The organism is Vibrio sp. M260112, assembly GCF_036533775.1.
Taxonomy (GTDB): domain Bacteria; phylum Pseudomonadota; class Gammaproteobacteria; order Enterobacterales; family Vibrionaceae; genus Vibrio.
The window spans coordinates 24,346-44,699 of sequence record NZ_JATABH010000001.1; the positions used below are offsets into that span (position 1 = coordinate 24,346).

General features: G+C 44.7%; 11 protein-coding genes. 1 reads left to right on the forward strand and 10 read right to left on the reverse strand.

The annotated features are described in order from the left end of the window. Positions 1–255: 255 nt before the first annotated feature. The 10 genes from QTN95_RS00125 to pspA form a co-directional block, all read right to left on the reverse strand. Positions 256–546 carry a hypothetical protein gene (locus tag QTN95_RS00125; protein WP_331415881.1) on the reverse strand — a complete coding sequence of 97 codons (291 nt, stop codon included), beginning with the start codon at positions 544–546 and terminating at the stop codon, positions 256–258. Further along, positions 539–9,586, reverse strand: coding sequence for a two-partner secretion domain-containing protein (locus tag QTN95_RS00130; protein ID WP_331415882.1), 9,048 nt, complete (start codon positions 9,584–9,586; stop codon positions 539–541). Before QTN95_RS00130 ends, QTN95_RS00125 begins: the two co-directional genes overlap by 8 nt. Before the next feature lie 16 nt (positions 9,587–9,602). After that, positions 9,603–11,252, reverse strand: coding sequence for a ShlB/FhaC/HecB family hemolysin secretion/activation protein (locus QTN95_RS00135; protein WP_331415883.1), 1,650 nt, complete (start codon positions 11,250–11,252; stop codon positions 9,603–9,605). A gap of 539 nt (positions 11,253–11,791) precedes the next feature. Next, on the reverse strand, positions 11,792–12,355 hold the full coding sequence (locus QTN95_RS00140) for a DNA-3-methyladenine glycosylase I (RefSeq protein ID WP_331415884.1): 564 nt from the start codon (positions 12,353–12,355) through the stop codon (positions 11,792–11,794). A 64-nt stretch (positions 12,356–12,419) separates the two neighbouring features. Beyond that, positions 12,420–15,521: an efflux RND transporter permease subunit gene (locus QTN95_RS00145; RefSeq protein WP_331415885.1), complete on the reverse strand. Its 3,102-nt coding sequence runs from the start codon at positions 15,519–15,521 to the stop codon at positions 12,420–12,422. Next, the gene (locus QTN95_RS00150; RefSeq protein ID WP_331415886.1) at positions 15,514–16,602 is read right to left on the reverse strand and encodes an efflux RND transporter periplasmic adaptor subunit; all 1,089 of its coding nucleotides are present in this window, start codon (positions 16,600–16,602) and stop codon (positions 15,514–15,516) included. The genes QTN95_RS00145 and QTN95_RS00150 overlap by 8 nt, the downstream gene beginning before the upstream one ends. Position 16,603: 1 nt before the next feature. After that, entirely contained in the window at positions 16,604–17,635 is a 1,032-nt protein-coding gene (locus tag QTN95_RS00155) for an efflux RND transporter periplasmic adaptor subunit (RefSeq protein ID WP_331415887.1), read from the reverse strand. A gap of 141 nt (positions 17,636–17,776) precedes the next feature. Continuing rightward, a complete protein-coding gene (gene pspC / locus QTN95_RS00160; RefSeq protein WP_171052107.1) occupies positions 17,777–18,196 on the reverse strand; it encodes an envelope stress response membrane protein PspC in 420 nt (139 codons plus the stop codon). Continuing rightward, complete coding sequence (gene pspB, locus QTN95_RS00165) at positions 18,159–18,392, reverse strand: envelope stress response membrane protein PspB (protein ID WP_138970327.1); 234 nt, start codon at positions 18,390–18,392, stop codon at positions 18,159–18,161. Before pspB ends, pspC begins: the two co-directional genes overlap by 38 nt. 80 nt (positions 18,393–18,472) lie before the next feature. Further along, positions 18,473–19,141 (reverse strand): phage shock protein PspA, encoded by a 669-nt coding sequence (gene pspA, locus QTN95_RS00170; RefSeq protein ID WP_138970326.1) that lies wholly within the window; start codon positions 19,139–19,141, stop codon positions 18,473–18,475. Positions 19,142–19,343: 202 nt separating this feature from the next. On the opposite strand from pspA, the gene pspF reads away from it, so the two are divergent. Then, complete coding sequence (gene pspF, locus QTN95_RS00175) at positions 19,344–20,336, forward strand: phage shock protein operon transcriptional activator (RefSeq protein ID WP_138970325.1); 993 nt, start codon at positions 19,344–19,346, stop codon at positions 20,334–20,336. Positions 20,337–20,354 lie beyond the last annotated feature (18 nt).

A 20,354-nucleotide genomic window follows, 5' to 3' on the forward strand; every position in this document is an offset into this window, starting at 1 on the left:
ATTGTCAATGGACTTGATACTTCCTATAGATTTCATCAAAAGACATATTGCCCTTCTTAATGTCTTCAAAGTCCGATGCTGTTATTTCAACTTTCTGAAAAGCCCCTTGGAGCTGCCCTGAGATATAGCAAAAATAGTATTTAGTCCCATCTCGCTTAACACTCCAACCAGACCCGAAAAACTCATTGTCTGAGGATTTCGGATCAGTGGAATAATCAAAAGGCACTTCTTCGTGATACTTGTTCATTTTCCCACTCACTTTTCAAAGGCTGGCTTTCCATATTTGGCTAAGCTGTAAAACTCAAAGTACTCCTCTTCTACATCAGGAAGGTAATCCCTAGTCATTTTTTCAAAATGTGGAACATGTTCAATCAAGGTCGCACTATCACTAGAAAGGGCTTGTTCTATGATATCCCCAAGCTTTCCCGTTAAAAGTTCATGAGCAACAGGATCTTTAGAGCTTTTTAGTGCTATCTGTAGCTTTTTTGCACTTTCTTTTAGCGCTATTACTTGCTCTTGAGTTAACTCTTTATTCTTTTTAATCATTTCCATATACCTTTAGGCCATCTACTTTTTTCGGTGTCTCCCAGTTTTTTAGGTTCGGAACTAATGTTTGATTGGCTCCACCTTGTGCTCTATATGCGCCCTCTCGAACTTCCGCTACCTTGCTTTCAAATACTACTGGATTTACATCAGGTTTTGGCTCAATCGCATACACATCATAATTACCAACAAAGTTCTTATATGGTAAGCCTGCTTCTTGAGCTAGCTTGTCAGGGTTCGACTTGAAATATTCATACTCAGTTCTAGTAAAATAATACGACGAACGCCCCGGTGCATTACCCGATGGAACAAATTTAAACAGAGTTTCTCCTTGCTTGGCCGTTCTTTTCGTAGGAATTGTAGAGCCAGATTTAATATTCCCATCAGCTAAACTTTTTGCAAGTTCATCAGACACTCCTGCTGCTTTGTACTCTTTGTATAGATCAGTTCGCACATCTTGTACTGCTGGAGTGGTCGGATCTACTCCTTTTGCGTCAAATATTGAGTTTGAAGAAATTAATGGAGAGTTTAAACCTGCTTCAGAATCTGTAGAGCCAGGCGCGCGCTCTATATTTGCTTTTTGAGTATCGTTAGCGCTACTTGTTTTATGAGGCTTGCTTTGAACAATATCAATTACAGAATCTCCCGCTTTCGCTATAGCATTTAAACTAGTATCTACAAGTTTAACGACCCCATGTGCTGAACCCGTTGCAGCAGCTGCAACAGATATATAGAACTTAGATATCTGTTTCTTAGCTTCAAACGATGAAATCTCGCCACTCGCTTCCTTAGCCTGAATACCAGCAATATATTTGTCAGCAGCACCATTAGGATCAGACATCGTCTCAACTGCTGATTCATACATCGTTTTAAGTTGTTGCTGCGCCCCTTCATCACCTTGCATAGCGGCAGATGCTGTTGTTGCAAGATCTACCATTTCAGGAACTGCACTAATAGTACCTATTAACGCATCAGTCGGCATTTCTGCCAGAGCACTACCTGCTGCTAATTCCCAAGGGCGAGCTTCTGCTTCAGCGTTCTTAGACGTAATATCGATATATTCTGAAGTAAGAGAGCTATCTTTTACGGCTGTTTCTTTATCCCAAGTATCGTGAGCGGCTACAACTTTTGCAGATTCACTATTACACTCTTCTCCTCCACCTGAATAACACGCTTTTTTGTAAGCTAAGTCTCGCTCTTCATCTTTCTTATTAAGAGCAACAAGTTCTTTCTGTTTTGATTTAAACTCCTCAGTATTTCTGCAACTGGAGTCGGTACAATTTAACAGAAATTCTGTAAGCTCCGCTTTTCTTCTTGCCTCAGGCTGAGTCAGATAATAATCAATTTGCGTTCCTGACTTCTGTACTGTTTTAAACTGCTCACTCGCATTTACAACGGCTTTTGAATCATTCCCAATATGCGAGTTAGTATTACCTTTATTAACCTTGCCTAGACCACTATTATCCAGTGCAAACTCATAGTTGCCTTCGGCGTAGCTACCGACCAACTCAGCGTAGTTTTCTCCTTGATCTCCTTTATCTCCGATGATGCCTTGCTTCTCCAACCCATGAGTAACTTCATGCGCTAAGGTGTTCATATAGTCTTGCGCATTTTTCATCGATGCATCATTGAGAACAATGTTGCTGCCTTTGTCGCCCATATAGTGAGCACCGCCAATCGACTTATTAACCGCGATAACCAAAGCACTCTCGATGGATATACCGAATACTTCTGAGTAAGCATTGGCATAGTCATTGATGGCATCTTGTTTCTTTTTAGCGGTGGCATTATCAAGGTTATTAATGTTAACCGCTGCATCACCTTTCTTCTGAGCAATAAGCAGTTGTACATCCAACTCCTTCTGCACCACATCCATATGTTCGAAGGTATCCGCCAACTTAACAGAGTCCTCAAGCGCGATATCTGCTAATGACTTTCCTGCTAATTCTGTCCGCTTAACATCCTCCGCAATAGCCTTCCTGCCATCTTCGGTCAGTAAACGGTGATCAACCGTAACATCAATATCCCCCTGAGTGCGGTCAACGCTGAACAGGTCTTTTTCGGTGTTGTCGATATCGCGGTTGAGACGAGACGTGTCGTCGGAAGACTCTAAATCCCCAATGTTTAAGTTACCTTGGCCGATGGTTGCCAACGTCTTGCTCTTGTCGTAACCAGATGTGTTTTTGTATTGAAGGGACGTTGAGTTATTGGTTGAATCCAGCTCACCATTATTGATACCGACACTGCTGTTAAGACCTAAGCTTTGGTCTTGACTGTAGCGAGTATTAGAAAGGTCAGCATAAGTTAATGAATCTGTGGTTAAGTTAAGTTTGCCACTGTCTTTGCCTTCCTCATCCAGCGCTGCAATGATCGCCCCTTTAATATCTGTGTTGCCACCAACATTGATATCTAAGCTACCATTTGACGTTAAGCTGGTTACAACCGTTTGCTTGCTGCTTGTTCGTCCATTAGATGCATTGAAGCCACTACTGCCGCCCGTTACATCACCTGCATTATTCGCAACACCATTTATCACGCCTTTAGGGACATTGCCTGTACCATCAGAGACCGTTCCTCCGCCAAGAGATAAGCCACCACTAATACCTTGACCTTTATTACTCGAACTATAGCGGTCTTGTACTGAAGCGACATTCAAGTCACCACCCACGTCTAGCGTCAAGCTCTCTCCGGCATCAACCGTTGCCCCTTTAATGTTGGTGTCTTGCGCAGAGGCAATACGGATATTGTCTGCGCTTAATTGACTGTTGTTATGCGTGGTTGACGCGGATGTGCTTTGGTTTCGGTTGACGCTTGCATTGAGGTTAATGCCCGATGAGGCACCATACACCGTCATCGATGCGCCAATCTTACCAGATTGAGTTTCAGACTTACTGCTGTGAGTATCTTGAGAAGCGGTGATATTCACCTCATTGGCTGCGAGAGACAGAGTGTCGTTAGCCGCGAGCTCAGAGCCTTGGATATTCAGTTGATTGCCCGTGTTATTACCAGCGCTTATCTTGATATTTTGCCCACTTAACGCAGACCCCACTGAGGTGGTCGTTTGAGAGCTAGACTCGGTTTGGCTTGCTTCAATATCTAAATGAAGGCCTGCATTGAAGCCGTAGGTGCCCGAGCTTTGCGCTGCGGCTGCCGTTTGCTGGGTAAGACCGGTGGTTTTGGACACCACATCTTCAGCAGCCAGCGCTACGCCAGCGACATACCACGCTTCATCGCTTTTCACTTCGCTGATGAGGTCATTGAGCTCTTCGATATCTTCAAACGTAACGCCTGGTTTTTTGTCCGCGAACTCTTGTTCTAAGGTGCTGAGTGTCGACTCTAGAGAGTCCAAACCTTTCTTATACTGTTTATAGTCTTGCTCAGCTTGTTTAAGTTTCTTCGTTGATTTTTGGAGCGCTTGCGCCGCTTTTGCGACCTCCACAGCTTGGTGCTGAACAACCAAGCTCGCTTCCGCTTTACCATGAATTTCTTCACGTTGTTCACTGAGCGTGTCTACCGCCTCGATAATGGTCACGTTCTCTTTTGCGGCAAGCGTTAAATCACCTGATTGGTCTTGGTTGCTATCTGCGACCAGAGTAGAGCCCTCGACCAAAATAGACGACTCAGCATCCATTGACAGATTATCACCTGCTGCAATCACACTCCCTTTATGGTTTAGTGAATCACTTTGCTGTTTGACTTTATCGTAGGTCGCCTCACCAAGCGATATCTTAACTTGACCGTCTTCAACATTTACTCCATCAAACCCATCCCCCAAACTGACTGACAGTTTTTCTTCACTGCTGAACGTCTGGGTGGTTTCTTTCGCCGCAAGAATGGAGACATCGCCTGTATCGGCGGTTAAGTCTATATTCTTATCAGCTTGAAGCTCAGAACCAATAACGGTCACTGAACCCCCATTGACCGAGAGGTTTCCGCCTGATTGAATCACACTCGACTGAGCAGTAGAGCTTTGCTGACCCTCACGTTTTTTCTCCATCTCAAACAGGTTACCGCCACTTAGGAACTTGGTTTTCTCATCCCACTCTTGACTCTGCTTTAATACTTCCCCGGCCGCAATAAGCACATCATTGACCGCTTCTAGGCTTACGCTGCCACCACTGGCTACTTCACTGGCAATTACACCAATATCTTTGCCTGCGATAACCGTGGTGTTGCCCGAGTTAATCAGGTAGCTGCTGTTAAGCAAAGTGGCGTCATCAAGGCTGCCTTGGTTACTGCCACTTAGCCCGGCAAAGCCTTTCTTGATGGTTTCATGTCGTTCAAATTCTTTGTAAGTTTGAGCAGCCATGGTCACATCACCATCGGCAGATAATGCCACTTCTCCACCTGCGTTAAGGGTTGAGCCAATGATGTTGATATCGCTGTTACCCCCGGCGGTAATGGCAGAGGCTAAGTTTTGCGCTTTAACCGTGATATCCTCTCCGGCAGTGATGGCGCTACCTTTGACTTGTTCCCGATAAGACTCATTGAGCCTACTTTCACCTCGACCGAACGACTTCTCTGTAACGGTTTTATCAAAGTGGTACTCGCTATCATTAACGGCAACAATGTTGACATCGCCCTTGGCTTTAAGATTTGCAGTTTGCTCCGCTGAAACCGTACTCCCTGATAACGTAATATCGTTTTGAGCCTGCATAGAGACATTCTTGCCCTCAAGCATCGACCCTTGGTGCTGCTCACTACGATTGATTTCAGTATAATTTGAGCGATAGGTATGATCTGATTGTTTATTAAGCGCGGTTTGAACGGTAATGTCATTGCCCGCTGCCAAGCTAAGGTTCTCGCTTGATTTCACTTGGCTCGCAGTGACGGCAATATTTTGATCCGCACTCATCGTTAGGTTTCCACCCGTTGTAACATTCGCGCCAATTTGAGTAGTTTCACTTTCTCCTGCTCGCCATCCTCGCGCGGTGACGTCGTAGCCATGAGTTTCTTCTTTTGAGCTAACAATGATGTCTTGCCCAGCATTTAAGCTGGCGTCTCCATTAGCTTTAATGTCTGCCGCATGGTTTTCAATATTCTTACCCGCTTTCAGAGCCAAGTTACCCGTTGAGGTAATGGCAGCAGTCTGACCGACATCCGTGAACGTGCCACGGTTGTTGCCCAGAGAAGCTGTGTTGGTTGTCACTCGGGTCTCATTAATAATGCTGCCATTGGTTGCTTCGAGTGAGACATCGTAACCTTTGATATCGCCACTTAAGTTGATGATATCTTTCTCCGCAGTTAACGAGACATTTCCGCCACTAGCAATAGTGCCACCAATATTGGTGATGCTGTTTGAGCTGTTTACACTAAGACTTGAATCTGCTGACAAGTGGCCGCTATTGGTTAGATCGCCAGCATCAATAGTGACATTAGAACCTGCAATTTGAGCGCCGCTGCTCAAGTTATCGATGGTTGCCTGCGCTAGATAAAGTTTAGGTGCTAGCACTTTCTGGCCGTTGACTTCAATTTCTTCGTACCAAAGGATATCTTGAGTCAAACTTGCGACTTGAGAAGAAGAAAGTGCAATGCCCGCTGTCAGGTTGAGTGATGCTTTCTGAGATGCTGCAGCATCCATCAGCTGTTGCATTTGGTCTAATTGGCTACCTACTGAAGCGTTTAAGTACTGTTGACCTGTTTGCTCAAAAATGGCTTGGCTAATGATGCGTGAATCATAAAATGCATCACCTAAGAACTTAACATCGGCCTCTGGGTTGAAGCCGACACTACTCATAAAATAATCGGACCCTAAGAAATTGCCCATATTGGTCAATAGCGGGTTAGTTTCAATAAGGTACTTACCTTTCGGGTCAGGTGAGAGAATAAATAACCCATTTGGCGAAGTCGGGAACACGAAATCCGGAAAGGCAATATCACTTATGTTTGCAAACGTGATAGTCGGACCCGTGACCGATGCCGATGATGTCGCCTTTAATTCAGAGGCTGATTTTGTTGGCGAAACAGCGGTGGCGTTCGCCTTAAGCGTGGAGTTATTGACTTTGTTAGCAACGTTAAGCGTTAAATTGTTGCTGGCAGTGATAGAAGAATTAAGCTGGCCTGAAGAGCCTGTTTTGACTTTGCGGATGTTAGTTCGATCAAAAATAAAATCTCCCCAGCTTAAGTTATATCGACTACCCGTAAATCTCAACTCATAATCATAAAATGTAGTGTATTCTGAAAACGTATAACCTTGGTTTGTTAAGCTATTTGCATCAATAGATACATTTTTACCCGCGATCTGGCTGCTGTTATTCAACACATTTAAAGCGTGAACTACAACGTTGTTTTTCGCCGTTATTTTAGCAAGAGAGCTAGAACTGATTAATGATTGTCCTTCTTTATGTGCCGTCGTAGTGAAGTTTTCACCGCTATCAATAGAGTGATGGTAGTATGTACGGTTATTATAAACATCAGAATTTGAATAACGCTCTATTGTATAGCTATGTTCCGGCTGATACACCGTTCCATTGGCAATAAACACCGGTGTAAAATATGCTCTCTTATCAATAGTTGCTGTATTTGCAATATCTAGTACTGTTCGTTTATTGGTAAGCGTATTAGTGTAAATGCCAATATCACCGCCCAATGACTCGATAGTGCCAGAGCTATTCGTGACGCTAGAACTCTTCTGTTTTGCTGCATTTTTGGCAATCAATAAATCATGACCTACCACAACATCTGATGTATTGTGCAGCGTATTGGAGTATAGGTTGGCATTGTTGCCCGCATAGATAAGTCCTTGGTTATTAATCCCATTTGTTACCACTGTGGTTAAATCCGCAAGAGCAACCAACCCACCTTTATTGACCAATGAGCTCACCGTCAAATTAAGGCTGCCCAACGCCTGAAGCGTGCCTGAGTTATCAACGTCGGCTGCAGAAAGGGTGACATTTTTCCCCGAAATCGTCCCTGACGAGCCATGAGTAAAGTTGTTGGTTAAGGAAATAGAAGTATCACCACTAGCCGTTAGAGTGCCACTATTAGATAAGCTTTGAGCAGACAAATTTAAGTCTTGCCCTACAATCGCTTGAGCGTTGTTAGTGACAGATGAGGCCGTTATGTTGAGGTTACCCTGCGTTTCGATATCGCGCTGTATATCTACACTTGTCGTGTTGATTTGCAGGTCACCGACACTGGTTAGAAACCCTTGCTGCTCAAAGTTAGTAGCATCGATAGAAAGCGTACCACCCGAGTGGGTGCTGCCTTTGTTCGACAAATCACTAGTATCAATTGATAACTGATCAATGGCACTTACTTGCGCTGTAGAATCTATATTAACGCTTGATGTGGAGGCTAGATCGAGCTTTGTTGCTTCCACTGTCCCCGTAACATTAATTGTCTCACCGGTTACTCCAAGGGCTTGTTTAGCTTGGGTCTTACCCGATAAAGTTGCACTTTTAACGCTAATTGAAATGTCTTGTTCAGCGATTAATTGACCACTTTGCTCTAACGACTCTGCGTTGACTGCAATTTGATTGGCACTCGTTTCGCCCTCATGCTTTAGCGTATTCGCATCAAGTGTGATTGTACCATTGCTGGTAAGTTGGCCTTTTTGAGTCAGACTCTGAGCATTGAGTATGGTATTACCCGTCGATTGAAGGTTGGCCTCTTGCCCAATGTCTAACGTCGATTGCGCCTTCACAGATAATGTATTGGCAATAATCTGACTATCAAGGTTTGCAGAGTTCACATCTATCTGAATGGAGTCTGAAGTCAGTGTGCCAGAGCCGGCTAAAGTTAGCTGCTGTGCGTCAACTTCAAACGTAGCGCTAGCGTGAATGTCACCATCATTTTCAATAGCTTCAACGTCTGTGAGTACAATATCACTCGCCGTAATTTCACTGTTTGAGTCCAGTGATAATGAGGTAACCTGGCCTGATACGTCGCCTTGAGAGGCGACTTTGCTGTCTTGTAGAGAAATTTGGTCAGCTTTAATGTTAAGTTCAGCATTCGCATTGGTTTGGTTGTTGTTTTTTATGCCGCTGAACAGCTGACTGTTTTGAGCCGTGATGCTCTCTTTCACGGTTAGTTCAACGACATCCCCAGCCGTTACTGTTGTTTGACTCAATACTAGGTTATCGGCGTTTACCTTTAGCTGCCCTTGCGCCACTTGCTGGTTGGTTAACGCCACCTCTTGGCTGCTCGTAATGTCGATGTTTTTCGCACTTTGAGCAGAGGCAAGCTGCACTTTACCGTCTACGGTGAGCACAATATCACCCGCATTTGAAACGAGATTGCCAAGGTTTACCCCTACGCCATCTTCAGTCGCAACTAAAGAGATACGCCCTGCGTACATTCCTCCAATAGCGGACGAGTCAATGGCGAGTTCTGGCTTACTCGTCGATGTTGAGGTTTTTTCAGTTACTTGATTGCTCTGGTAACGGACCTTGTTATGGCCCGTGATGACAGACAAGTCATTGGCATGAATATTGGCGTTGATTTCAGCGGTGCGACTAATGATATCAAAATACGTTTGGTTGGTGGCATCGAGACCTAGCCCCTCAATGGCGACGCTCCCTTTGGAAACATCAAACCCCGTTAACTGCCCGTTGTTTAACTCAGGTGCCCCTGTCGATAACGTCACTCGAGGTGTATTAATAAACCCACAGCCATCACAGGTAATACCGTATGGGTTGGCGAGGATGACATTGGCTTGTTGGCCGAATACTTCTGTGTAGCCTTCAAGCTGGCTGCGGTTTGCCCCTGTGACTTCATTTAAAATTACGTCGGCAGCACGGCCTTTGAGGTTGGGGTTATTTTGCAGTAGCCCGCCAAGCTGAGACTGACTGAGTTGTTGGGTCGAGTTATTGAGAATTAGCCCTTGAGAGCCAACATCGAACTTTTGGTATTTGTTGTGAGACAGCCCTTTGTTGTTCGGGGTGGCGATATTGACCACCTCAACGCCGTTACCCGCCTGAGTTTTGCTGGTATTCGCCGAGTTGCCATCAATCACGACATTGGCAAGAGCCGGATGAATGGTTAGAACACCACATAATGTATATGTCAGCCACACACTGCCTTGGGTTACACACTTATCCATAATCTACCTGCCAAATTTATATTGAGACATCTACGCGGTAATAGACCACGTAATCATCGACATGAAGTCTTGAAGGGGCTTCAATTGGAAACCCAAAGGTAAGTGAACTCGAGACATACTGAGCCTGAGTTTTTAATGACAAACTGCTACCAAAGAGCGAGCCACGCTCAAAAGCATCTTGGCTGTCTTCCACAATAGTGCCAGTATCAAGGGCCAACTGAGTAGAAACGAGTCCAATATAAGAAAATTGCCCTAAACGGTAATTAAGGTCATTTCGCCAGTAATACCCTTCATCCCCTGAAATAGAGGTTCCTTTAAAGCCTCGGACGGAATATTCACCACCAATACTCAGCCGCTCACTGCCATACAAGGTATCGTTGCTCCACTGACCAAATAGGGTGCTGGACAGTGACAGCGCTGGGGTGATTGGATAGGTATAACTTCCCGTTATTGAGCCTTTGACAAATTGGGCGGTCGGAAGAGAATCGTCCTGCGATTGCGTTTTTTCGCCGCCAAACCAATCCGTGCCTAGTGATAGTTTTGGGGATAAGTTCATAAAGCCCCCACCTAAACGAGTACTGTGTTCCCAAGCAAGGGAGGCGGAAGACAAATTTCGAGAACCAGCTTCGAGTAAGTTGCCGAGAATATAGTTCTTTTCTCGGCGATGGCTGATGGCCGCTTTTAGCGCCGATTTACTCACTTCATCACGATAGAAAAGCCATTTAAGCTCGATGTCATGACTGTTGGTTTTCCCTGACGAATCAAACGTGAAACCCTGATTGTTAAACGTCGTGAAGTAGTTGCTGTAAGAGGTGCGATAGCCAAAGTTCCAGTAACCAACAGGGATATCAACGCCTAAGTATAAGCTTTCGGAATCCTTCGAGTTAATCATTGCCGCACTTTTGGTTGCACGGAGGCTCCACTGGTCCAGCAACTTAAAAAAGTTTTCACCGGTTAAACTGACAGAAAGTTGCTCTTCGCCTGTCGATTTTTGTCCACTATTGCTAAAACCAGAGCCAAGGGAAACAAGATGGTTTTCCACTGTTTGAATATCAACAATTGAGTAGCCTTGCTGCGTCGAAGGCAATAACTTTATTTGCGCGTTGTATCGTGATAGCCGATTAACTTGGTCAAGCCCTTGCTCAATATCCCTCAAGTTTAATAACCCACCAGAGATACCCGGAAGTGCCATAACTAAAAAGTCAGCGTCCTTCCCATTGAAGAGAGCCTTTTCTACCTTCCCTTCGACAATCACAATCAATAACACCCCAGAAGAAAGGTCTTGTGGTGTCATAAATGCACGTGACGTTACAAAACCCGCTTCAATATAGTGATTAGAGATATTGCGAAGATAGCCATTAATCGTATTCAGGCCAATACATCCAGGCTGAAAGCCAGATATCTCGGCCAATGTTTGATTGCTGTACTGAGTATTTCCAGAAAATTGTATCTCAGCAATATCAATACATTGCGTGTCTTCTATTGGCTGAGAGTCAGGAAGCGTGGGAGCAGGAGTCAGTTCTTGAAGCGCATTAGTACTTTCTTCAAGTTGTTTAAGACGTTGTCGCTGCTCTTCTTCAATATCTTGAGTCGCTAATGGCCCTAAAGGCAATTCATTGGCGCTAACTCCCCGTGAACACAAGCCGAATGAGGCTATCGTGAGCAACAATATGCTCCCGCTAAGAAAGAATATGTGGTGCAGCTTATTGCTGCACAGTAGTACAAGGGAACTCAGCATGAGTGATGATCACCACCTTCAATAGATAGATATAATGCTATTGAGATCACTAACACATTGAACCTAATTAAGATATAAGACTGTCCGTAGGAATCATTTAAGCTTGGCATAACCTATCAAAAGAAATGGCTCTTTATTGACAACACCATCAGCTACCTCCCCCCCCATTGCTGCATCAAAGACAATAGTCCCAAGAGCTTTCCTATACGCATCGTTAGGTCACTCACCATAATCGACAAAACAAAATTTATGCGTTTTCTACGAGGTAAAAGGCAACCAAAACTGAGCGCATTGATATCACAAGAGGGAATTACTGAATTCACACTGTTTCCGAACCATACAAAAAGGTACACCACTGAGCAAAATGGTGTACCTCTGTAGTTAAAGTGATTCGAAGCTTTAAAGTTGGATCTCGACCAAAAACGCATATCAGGACTCTATAGGCAGAATAGTTGCTGCAGCCTTAATTAACGTACTTTTTTAGGGCAATTAATCAGATGATCATCCACCATGCCTACCGCCTGCATAAAGGCATAGCAGATCGTCTCACCAACAAACTTAAACCCCTTTTTCTTGAGAAATTTGCTCATCGCTTTTGACTGTTCAGTAGAGACAGGCACATCACTCATCTCGGTCCAGTGATTGACGATGGGCTGTCCATCAACAAACTGCCACAATGCATCAGAAAGGCTGCCATACTCTTCCTTTAGGGCCAATGCGGCACGGGCATTACCGAATACCGAGGTGATCTTGCCACGATGTTTAACCACATCAAAATTCTCAATGATGCGTTCTACTTCCGATTCATCATATTGAGCGAGGGTTTCTAGATGGTAGTTTTCAAAAGCTGCACGGTAGCCTGCTCTTTTTTTCAAAATAGTAATCCAACTTAGCCCGGCTTGCGCCCCTTCTAAAGTGATGAACTCAAATAACACGGTGTCGTCGTAAACAGGCACTCCCCACTCAGCGTCATGATAATTACGCTCAAGTTCATGGTTCATCGCCCATGCACAGGTTGTCTCCTTGCTCATTCCTTTTCTCCCTAAAAAAACAAACGCCCCCAACAGAGTCAGGGGCGCTTTTGTATTCAACCCGTTAGTTTGGCACTTTGACTTTGTGGAATAGACGATACAACACTGGTACGACAATAAGTGTCAGTACCGTTGCAAACCCTAAACCAAACATAATCGTCACCGCCATCGGCTTAAAGAAGATATCAGGTAAAAGAGGAATCATACCCAATATCGTGGTAATCGCCGCCATACATACAGGTCGCACACGGCTAAGTGCCGCATCTACGACCGCAACGTATGGATCTTTACCCGAATGCATCTCTATCTCAATTTGGTCAAGCAAGACGATACCGTTTTTCAGCAACATACCGGACAAACTGAGGAAACCCAGCAAGGCCATAAAGCCAAACGGAGTATTAAGTGCCAGTAAGCCCGTGGTTACCCCAATAATGGCTAACGGTACAGTCAACCACACTATCAGTGGTTCTTTGACCGAGTTAAATAGGAACACAGTGACCAAGAACATGAACAGGTAACCCATTGGCATGGTAGTGAACAAAGATGCCTGTGCTTCACCAGAAGACTCGTATTCACCGCCCCATTCCAACGAATAACCTGGTGGCAATTCAATAGCTTCTATCTGCGGCATTAGACGTTTCTGCAACGTCGCGGCTGTCTCTTCACCAAGTATGTCAGGGTCGGCCATTACCGTCAGCATACGTTTACGATTCTTACGCACAATAATCGGGTCTTCCCAGCGTAAGTCGTAACCCATAGTGACTTGTTGTAATGGAATGTACTCACCGAGTGCAGGACTCCATATCTTCATTCCTTCAATGTTACGGATATCGACACGCTCATCTTCAGGTAAACGTGCCACGATCGGCATTAGCGTTGTTCCGTCTCGGTAGACACCTATCGATTTACCCGAGAACGACATTGCGAGGAATTCATCCACGTCTGATTTAGTGATGCCGTAACGTCGCGCCTGACTTTCGTTAAACTGAGGTTCAAGTACCTTAGTACGCTCACGCCAGTCATGACGAATGTTCGTCGCACCTGGGTCTGCATGCATGATGTCCGAAACTTGCTGCGCAATACCACGTAATACGGTCGGGTCAGAGCCAATGATTCTTGCTTCAATTTTTGCACCACCACCAGGACCTAACTCAATTTGTTTCAGCTTGTAGTTAATTTCTGGGAAGTTGTCTTCAAGGTGCTGCCTAAATTGCGTCATCAAATTTGCTAACTGCTCATAGCTGGCGACCCTAGTTGTAATCTCACCATAGCCTGCGTAACTCTTTTCCGGCGCGTAGGTCAGCATAAAGCGCTGTAAGCCTTTACCTGCAGTCGTCGTAACGTGCTCAACGCCATCTTGGCTCGATAACCATGACTCTAACGCTTTTAGCTTGGTGTTAGTCGCTCGAATATCTGTCCCTTCAGGTAACCAAACATCGGTTTGGAAAATTGGCGTCGTCGACGATGGGAAGAATGATTGCTTAACTTGAGTAAATCCTGCGATGCTCGCTGCCAGACCAAGTATTAGAACCCCAACGGTCAGCCATGCTCGCTTCATACAGAACTCAAGGAAGCCTTTGTACATAACAAAGATCATGCCGTTGTATGGATCGCTCTCTTCACCTTCTTGCTTGAACTTTTGTCCCTTAAAGAAGATATCAGCAAAGAATGGTGTTAATGAGATTGCGGTAAACCAGCTTAGCATCAACGATATCAACAGTACGGTAAACAAAGTGCCACAGTATTCACCTGTTGCATCTTCAGATAAACCGATTGGTGCGAAAGCCGTCACAGCAATAACCGTAGCCCCTAGTAGTGGCCACTTAGTCTGAGTCACAATGTCGGTTGCCGCTTGCAACCTCGTTCGACCTTTCTGGGTTCCTATCAATATCCCTTCGACCACCACAATGGCATTGTCCACCAGCATACCCAAAGCGATAACCAGTGCACCAAGAGAAATCCTTTGCAAATCAATCGCGAAATACTTCATGAAGATAAAGGTGCCAAGTACCGTCAATAACAGAATCAATCCGATCAACAGACCTGAGCGCAACCCCATGAAGAAAAGCAGTACGATAATTACAATCGCCACCGCTTGACCAAGACTCACAACAAATCCACTCACCGATTTGTCGACTTCTTTTGGCTGACTGTATATCTCTGCAATATCGACACCCACAGGCTGCTGATATTTTAGCTCCGCTAAGCGGCGGTCGAAACGCTTACCAACTTCAACTACATTCACCCCTTGAGCAAAAGAGACCCCAAGGTTCAGCGCCAACTTACCGTTAAAGGTAATAATATTACTTGGTACTTCGACATAACCACGTTTGATATCCGCGACGTCTTTCAAGTAAATCAAACCTTGAGCGCCACTTTCGGTCAGAATCAAATCGCCCAATTGATCCACATTCTGGAACTCACCAGTCGGATGAATACGAATGTACTCATCACCAATTCTGATCGCACCGGCATCTGATACAACGTTTTGCGTCGCGAGTAAGTTGAACACCGTATTAGGAGACAAACCAAGACTGCTCATTCGTTTCATCGAGATTTCGATGAACACCTGCTCTTGTTGCTGTCCTGAAACGGAAATCTTGCTCACGCCATCGATAAGTTCCAAGTCTCGTCTTAGATAGTCGACATAATCGAGCAGCTCTTTATAACTATATCCATCTCCCGTTACGGCCAGCAAAATGCCATAAACGTCTCCAAAATCATCGATGACTTGCGGAGCATTGACGCCCGGTGGTAACTGCCCTTTCAAGTCATTCACTTTACGGCGCAGTTCATCCCAAATCTGAGGCAAATCATCAGGGCCATAGTTGTTTTTCATTGTCACGGTGATCTGCGACAACCCTCGGCTCGATATAGAATTGACTTCATCGACGTAGGTGAGTTGCTGAATGGCTTTCTCTATCGGATAAGTCACTTCTTCTTCAACTTGCTGAGGTGTCGCGCCCGGATATGAGGTGACAACCATGGCATCTTTGATAGTAAAAGCGGGATCTTCTAGCTGCCCCAATCCAAAAAATGCCGCTGTACCACCAATCAGAAATATCAGTGATATCATCCAACTGATAACACGGTTGCGAATAAAGTACGCCGCTATGCCGGTAATCTTGTCATCATCCTGAGGCAAGTTATTATTCACTTCACTCATTGCCTGCCTCCTGTTTAATCACTTGAACTTGCATTCCTTCTCTCAATCTCGACAGACCCGCAACCACCACGGTTTGATCTTGGCTTAAGCCATCTAAGATCTGGATTAGATCCTTACTAGCCTTGCCTACAATCACTTGCTGCTTGGCCACTGTGCTATCCGAATTTAAGCGCCATACATATTTGTTCTCTTTATCCAGATCATCGCCATCCCCATTGAAAATGGCTTCAATTGGAATTTGAACCCCGAGGTTGAGCTTTAGACCGACATTCTCACCTTTCGATGTCACTTCCACAGGCATACCATCAAGAATGTACTCCTTTTCCGGCATTGGCATTGATAATGTCACCGTGAAGGTGCCAGTGGCAGGATCTGGCTCAGTGGTGAACTCTTTGATCTGAGCTGAATATTGATTACCACTCGGTACTTTTACGACCGCCTGAATTTTTGACAAGGTAGCCTGATTCGGCTGATTTGTATAAAGACGGTCAGGCAACTGAATCAGCACTTCAACACTGTCGACACTATGGATGTTGACCACTTGCTGCCCAACTTGAATGTTTTCAAACTGATCGGCATTGACACGAGAGATGATGCCATCCACCGGAGCATGAAGCTTGGTAAAGGACAAGCGTAGTTTAGCAAGTTCGAGTTCTGCGTAAGCGATTTGACGATTTGCCGCTATTTCATCGAACTGCGACTTAGCTAACAAGCCCTTATCAACTAACGGTTTAGAACGCTTGTATTGACTATCCACTACACTATAACGCGCCGAAGCATTGTCGACTGCAAGTTGGTAATCCGTTGGGTCTAACTCTGCAATTAAGTCACCCTGTTTTAATTGGTCACCTTCTTTAACATAGAGCCGACTAATTTCACCCGCGACACGAAAACTGAGATGTGAACGCTCAGCCGCATTTGCGACCGCTGGAAAGTAGAGTCTATCCTCAACAACAGACTGACTAGACAGATCAACGACTTTCACTTTAGGTGTACCAAAATCAACATACTGCAGTTCACCACCACATCCAGCCAACATGACTAAAGATGCGAGAGGACCGAGACATAACCACTGTTTCATCTTACAACCCTCGCTCTTTAATCCATTCGCGGACTTTGATACCCGCCTCAATACCACTGACACCAGACACAATAATTTGGTCACCTTCACTGAGGCCACTTTGCACCTGAAGTTTGTCGTTTAGCTCGACATGGGCTTGAGAAACGATACCTTGGGAGTCAACACGCCAAACATACGTTTTTCCGTCTTGCTCCATTAACGCGGATTGAGGTATTTGAGTGGCGCCGGTGGATTCAACAGCAACGTGCACTGAACCTGCCATACCTGGCAGAATACCCACATCCTCAGGCCGTTCCATCACCATAGTGACTTTATATGATCCCGTTTTGCTGTCAGCTTCGGTATCCACTTCCTGAAACACTAAATCATATTGATTATTGGGGAAGGCATCGAAGGTCATGGTTGCGATTAAATTTACCCCACTAGCAAACTTATTGAGCAAGTGATCGGGTAATTGGAAAATCACCTTCATTAGCTGATTGGTCTGAACATTCATTACACCCTGTTTAGCAGCCATATACTCATAATTTTCCGCAGCAATAAGCGAGATAGTGCCATCATAAGGTGCAACCAGCTTGGTGTATCTGAGATTCGCACGGGCCTGCTCTAGCGTCGCTTTAGCAGAATTATGGTTAGCTTTGGCTTGATCAAAGTCTTGCTCTGAAACGACTTTATCTTCACGCAGCTTTTTATAACGCTGATATTGAACATCCGCTAAACGAAACTGGGCTTCGGCCTGCTTGGCGAGTAATGTGTACTCATCTGGATTGAGTGATGCCAGTACATCCCCTTTTTTCACCATCTGCCCCGCTAGGACATCGATGGATTGCATTTGACCGGGCACTCTAAACGCCAGCACTGCTTTATCACCGGCTTCTGACGTGGCAGGAAAATCACGTTCAAATTGGGCATTGCCGACAGAAACAGTAAATAATTTAGCAGGTCTGGATTGTGGTTCAGGGACAGGAGGGAGTTCTTTACCACAACCGCTTAGTGCAGAGGTTATGGCAAGCAACAACAAAGATTTATGCATGAGTCAATCATCCGTTTGTAGCTATTAGTTACAAAGATAGATGAATGATAACGCGACTTCCACAGCACTTGAGGTAAATTATTATGAAAATTAATAATTTGCCTTGATATGAGTATGGAGTCGCACTTTTGAACAATAGAGCTATAAAGCCTTAAACTCTCTATCGACTTTAAAGGCATCTGAAGTGACATACGCTTCAATGTCACGGATTTGTGTTTCGAGCTGAGACAAATCCTTATCAATGGTATTAAGCAAAGAATCCGGCGTTTGCCCTTGCTGCCATGGTTTGTTTTTTAACTTATGCTCCTGCTGAGCCTTTATTGTCTCAACATAGTTCGCTGGCTGCTTTTCTATCATTAATGTCATCGCGACATAGGCGAGCAAAACTAAAAAACTCCCACCAAGCAGCGCCGCAGAAATGACCAGAATACGTACCAACCAAACTTCCAACGAAAAATAGTTGGCGAGACCCGCACATACCCCTGTAATTTTGCCATTTACCGTATCACGATATAGTTCTTTGCTACTCATAACGACGCCTCCAAGTTGGAGATTCTGCATCTAAAATGCGTTCTAGCGTTTCGACCCGTTTGTGCATTTTTTCTGCTTTATCGGAGAGTTGCTCTAGACGCTGAAGGTCTTCACTCGACAACCCTGTGCTTGCATTCTTCTTGCTGCGGTAATGAAGAAATAACCATAAAGGTGCAACAAAAATCAGAAAAACAATCAATGGCCCAGCAATAAGAAATGACGACATACAATAACTCCTTAGTAAAGGCAGATTGTTGGAACAAACCAGACTATCTGCCTATTTAAATTAACAAAACAAACCGAGAATTACTTTTTCTCTTCCATCTGCTGTTTGAGTTTTTGTAGCTCTTTCTCAATTTCGTCTTCGGCTTGCAACTCAGCAAACTCTTGATCCAAGGATTTGGCATTGCCCGTTTTAGCATAGAGATCCGCTTCGGCTTCCATCTCATCGATCTTGCGCGAGTACTGTTCAAACTTGGCCATTGCTTCACTGGTACGCGCCGTGTGAAGATGCTTTTGCACATCGCGACGATTTGAAGCCGTTTGGCTGCGAATCGCTAACGCCTGCTGCTTAGCGCGAGTTTCGGTAATTTTAGTTTCGAGTTTGCCGATTTCGCCAGTCAGCTTATCAATCGTCTCTTCCACTAATGTCTGTTCAGTGTGAAGACCTTTAAGAAGGTCTTGCAGCTTCTGTTTTTCAATCAGAGCCGCTCTCGCTAAATCTTCACGCTGCTTGGTTAGCGCAAGCGTTGCTTTTTGCTGCCACTCATTGATTGTGTCTTCAATAGACTCAACTTTGCGCGCCAATTCTTTCTTATCAGCAATCGCTTTCGCTGAATTGGTACGCACTTCAACTAGCGTATCTTCCATTTCCTGAATGATAAGGCGAATCATCTTTTCTGGATCTTCAGCTTTATCCAATAGAGCACTGATGTTTGAATTTACGATGTCTGCGAATCGAGAGAAAATACCCATAGCTAGGCTCCTTATTACAGTTAGCGAGAACCGATCTTCATCGGCTCAACAAAATACCTTGGTTCTAGTTCTATATAACAAATTACATGCCAAAAAAATAAACATTACAAATCAGTTATTTATAAAAACATACCAATACATACCATATCGATGTATGCTGAATTTAACCAACTATTGGTAAATTTCGCCACGGAGTCGCAGCATGCAGCAAAATCTCATCGGGGAATCCCCTGCTTTTCTATCGGTACTCGACAAAGTCTCGAAGCTGGCCGCCATAGAACGACCAGTATTAATTATTGGCGAGCGAGGTACGGGTAAAGAGCTGATTGCGCAGCGCCTACATTATTTGTCTAAACGTTGGGATCAGCCACTTATCTCACTCAACTGTTCGACGCTTAGCGAAGGTCTCATCGATTCAGAGCTATTTGGTCATGAACAGGGCTCATTTACTGGTTCAAAAGGCAGACATAAAGGGCGATTTGAACGTGCAGAAAATGGAACACTATTTCTTGATGAACTTGCCACCGCTCCACTACTGGTGCAGGAAAAACTCTTGCGTGTTATTGAGTATGGGCAGTATGAACGTGTAGGGGGACATCAGTTGCTTAACGCCAATGTGCGTTTAGTTTGTGCAACCAATGCTAACCTTCCTCAAATGGCAGAGAGTGGTGATTTTCGTGCTGACTTGCTCGACAGACTCGCGTTTGATGTCATTCATTTGCCTCCTCTGCGAGAAAGGCAAGAAGATATCTTACTGCTGGCAGAATATTATGCGATTAAGATGTGCCGTGAATTGGGCTATGAGTACTTTGTTGGCTTTTCCGCCCAAGCAGAGAAAAGCCTTCTCCAGTACCATTGGCCAGGTAATGTTCGTGAACTGAAAAATGTCATTGAACGAGCCGTATACCAGCATGGTCAACAACAAGATCCGATCGACACCCTTGTCTTCGACCCTTTTCAATCTGGCTGGCAAACAACAGATTCTAGTGTGCAAGATGACGATATCTCTCCGGCTCACACGTTCACGTTTCCGCTCGACTACAAGCTGTGGCAAGAGCAGCAAGATCAGCTCATTCTGACTGAAGCATTGAAACAGAGTCAGTTCAATCAACGGAAAGCCGCAGAAATGCTCGGGCTGAGCTACCATCAATTGAGAGGGATGGTTCGTAAGTACGACCTAACAAACCTCAATTAACCTTGCAAAACTGTACTT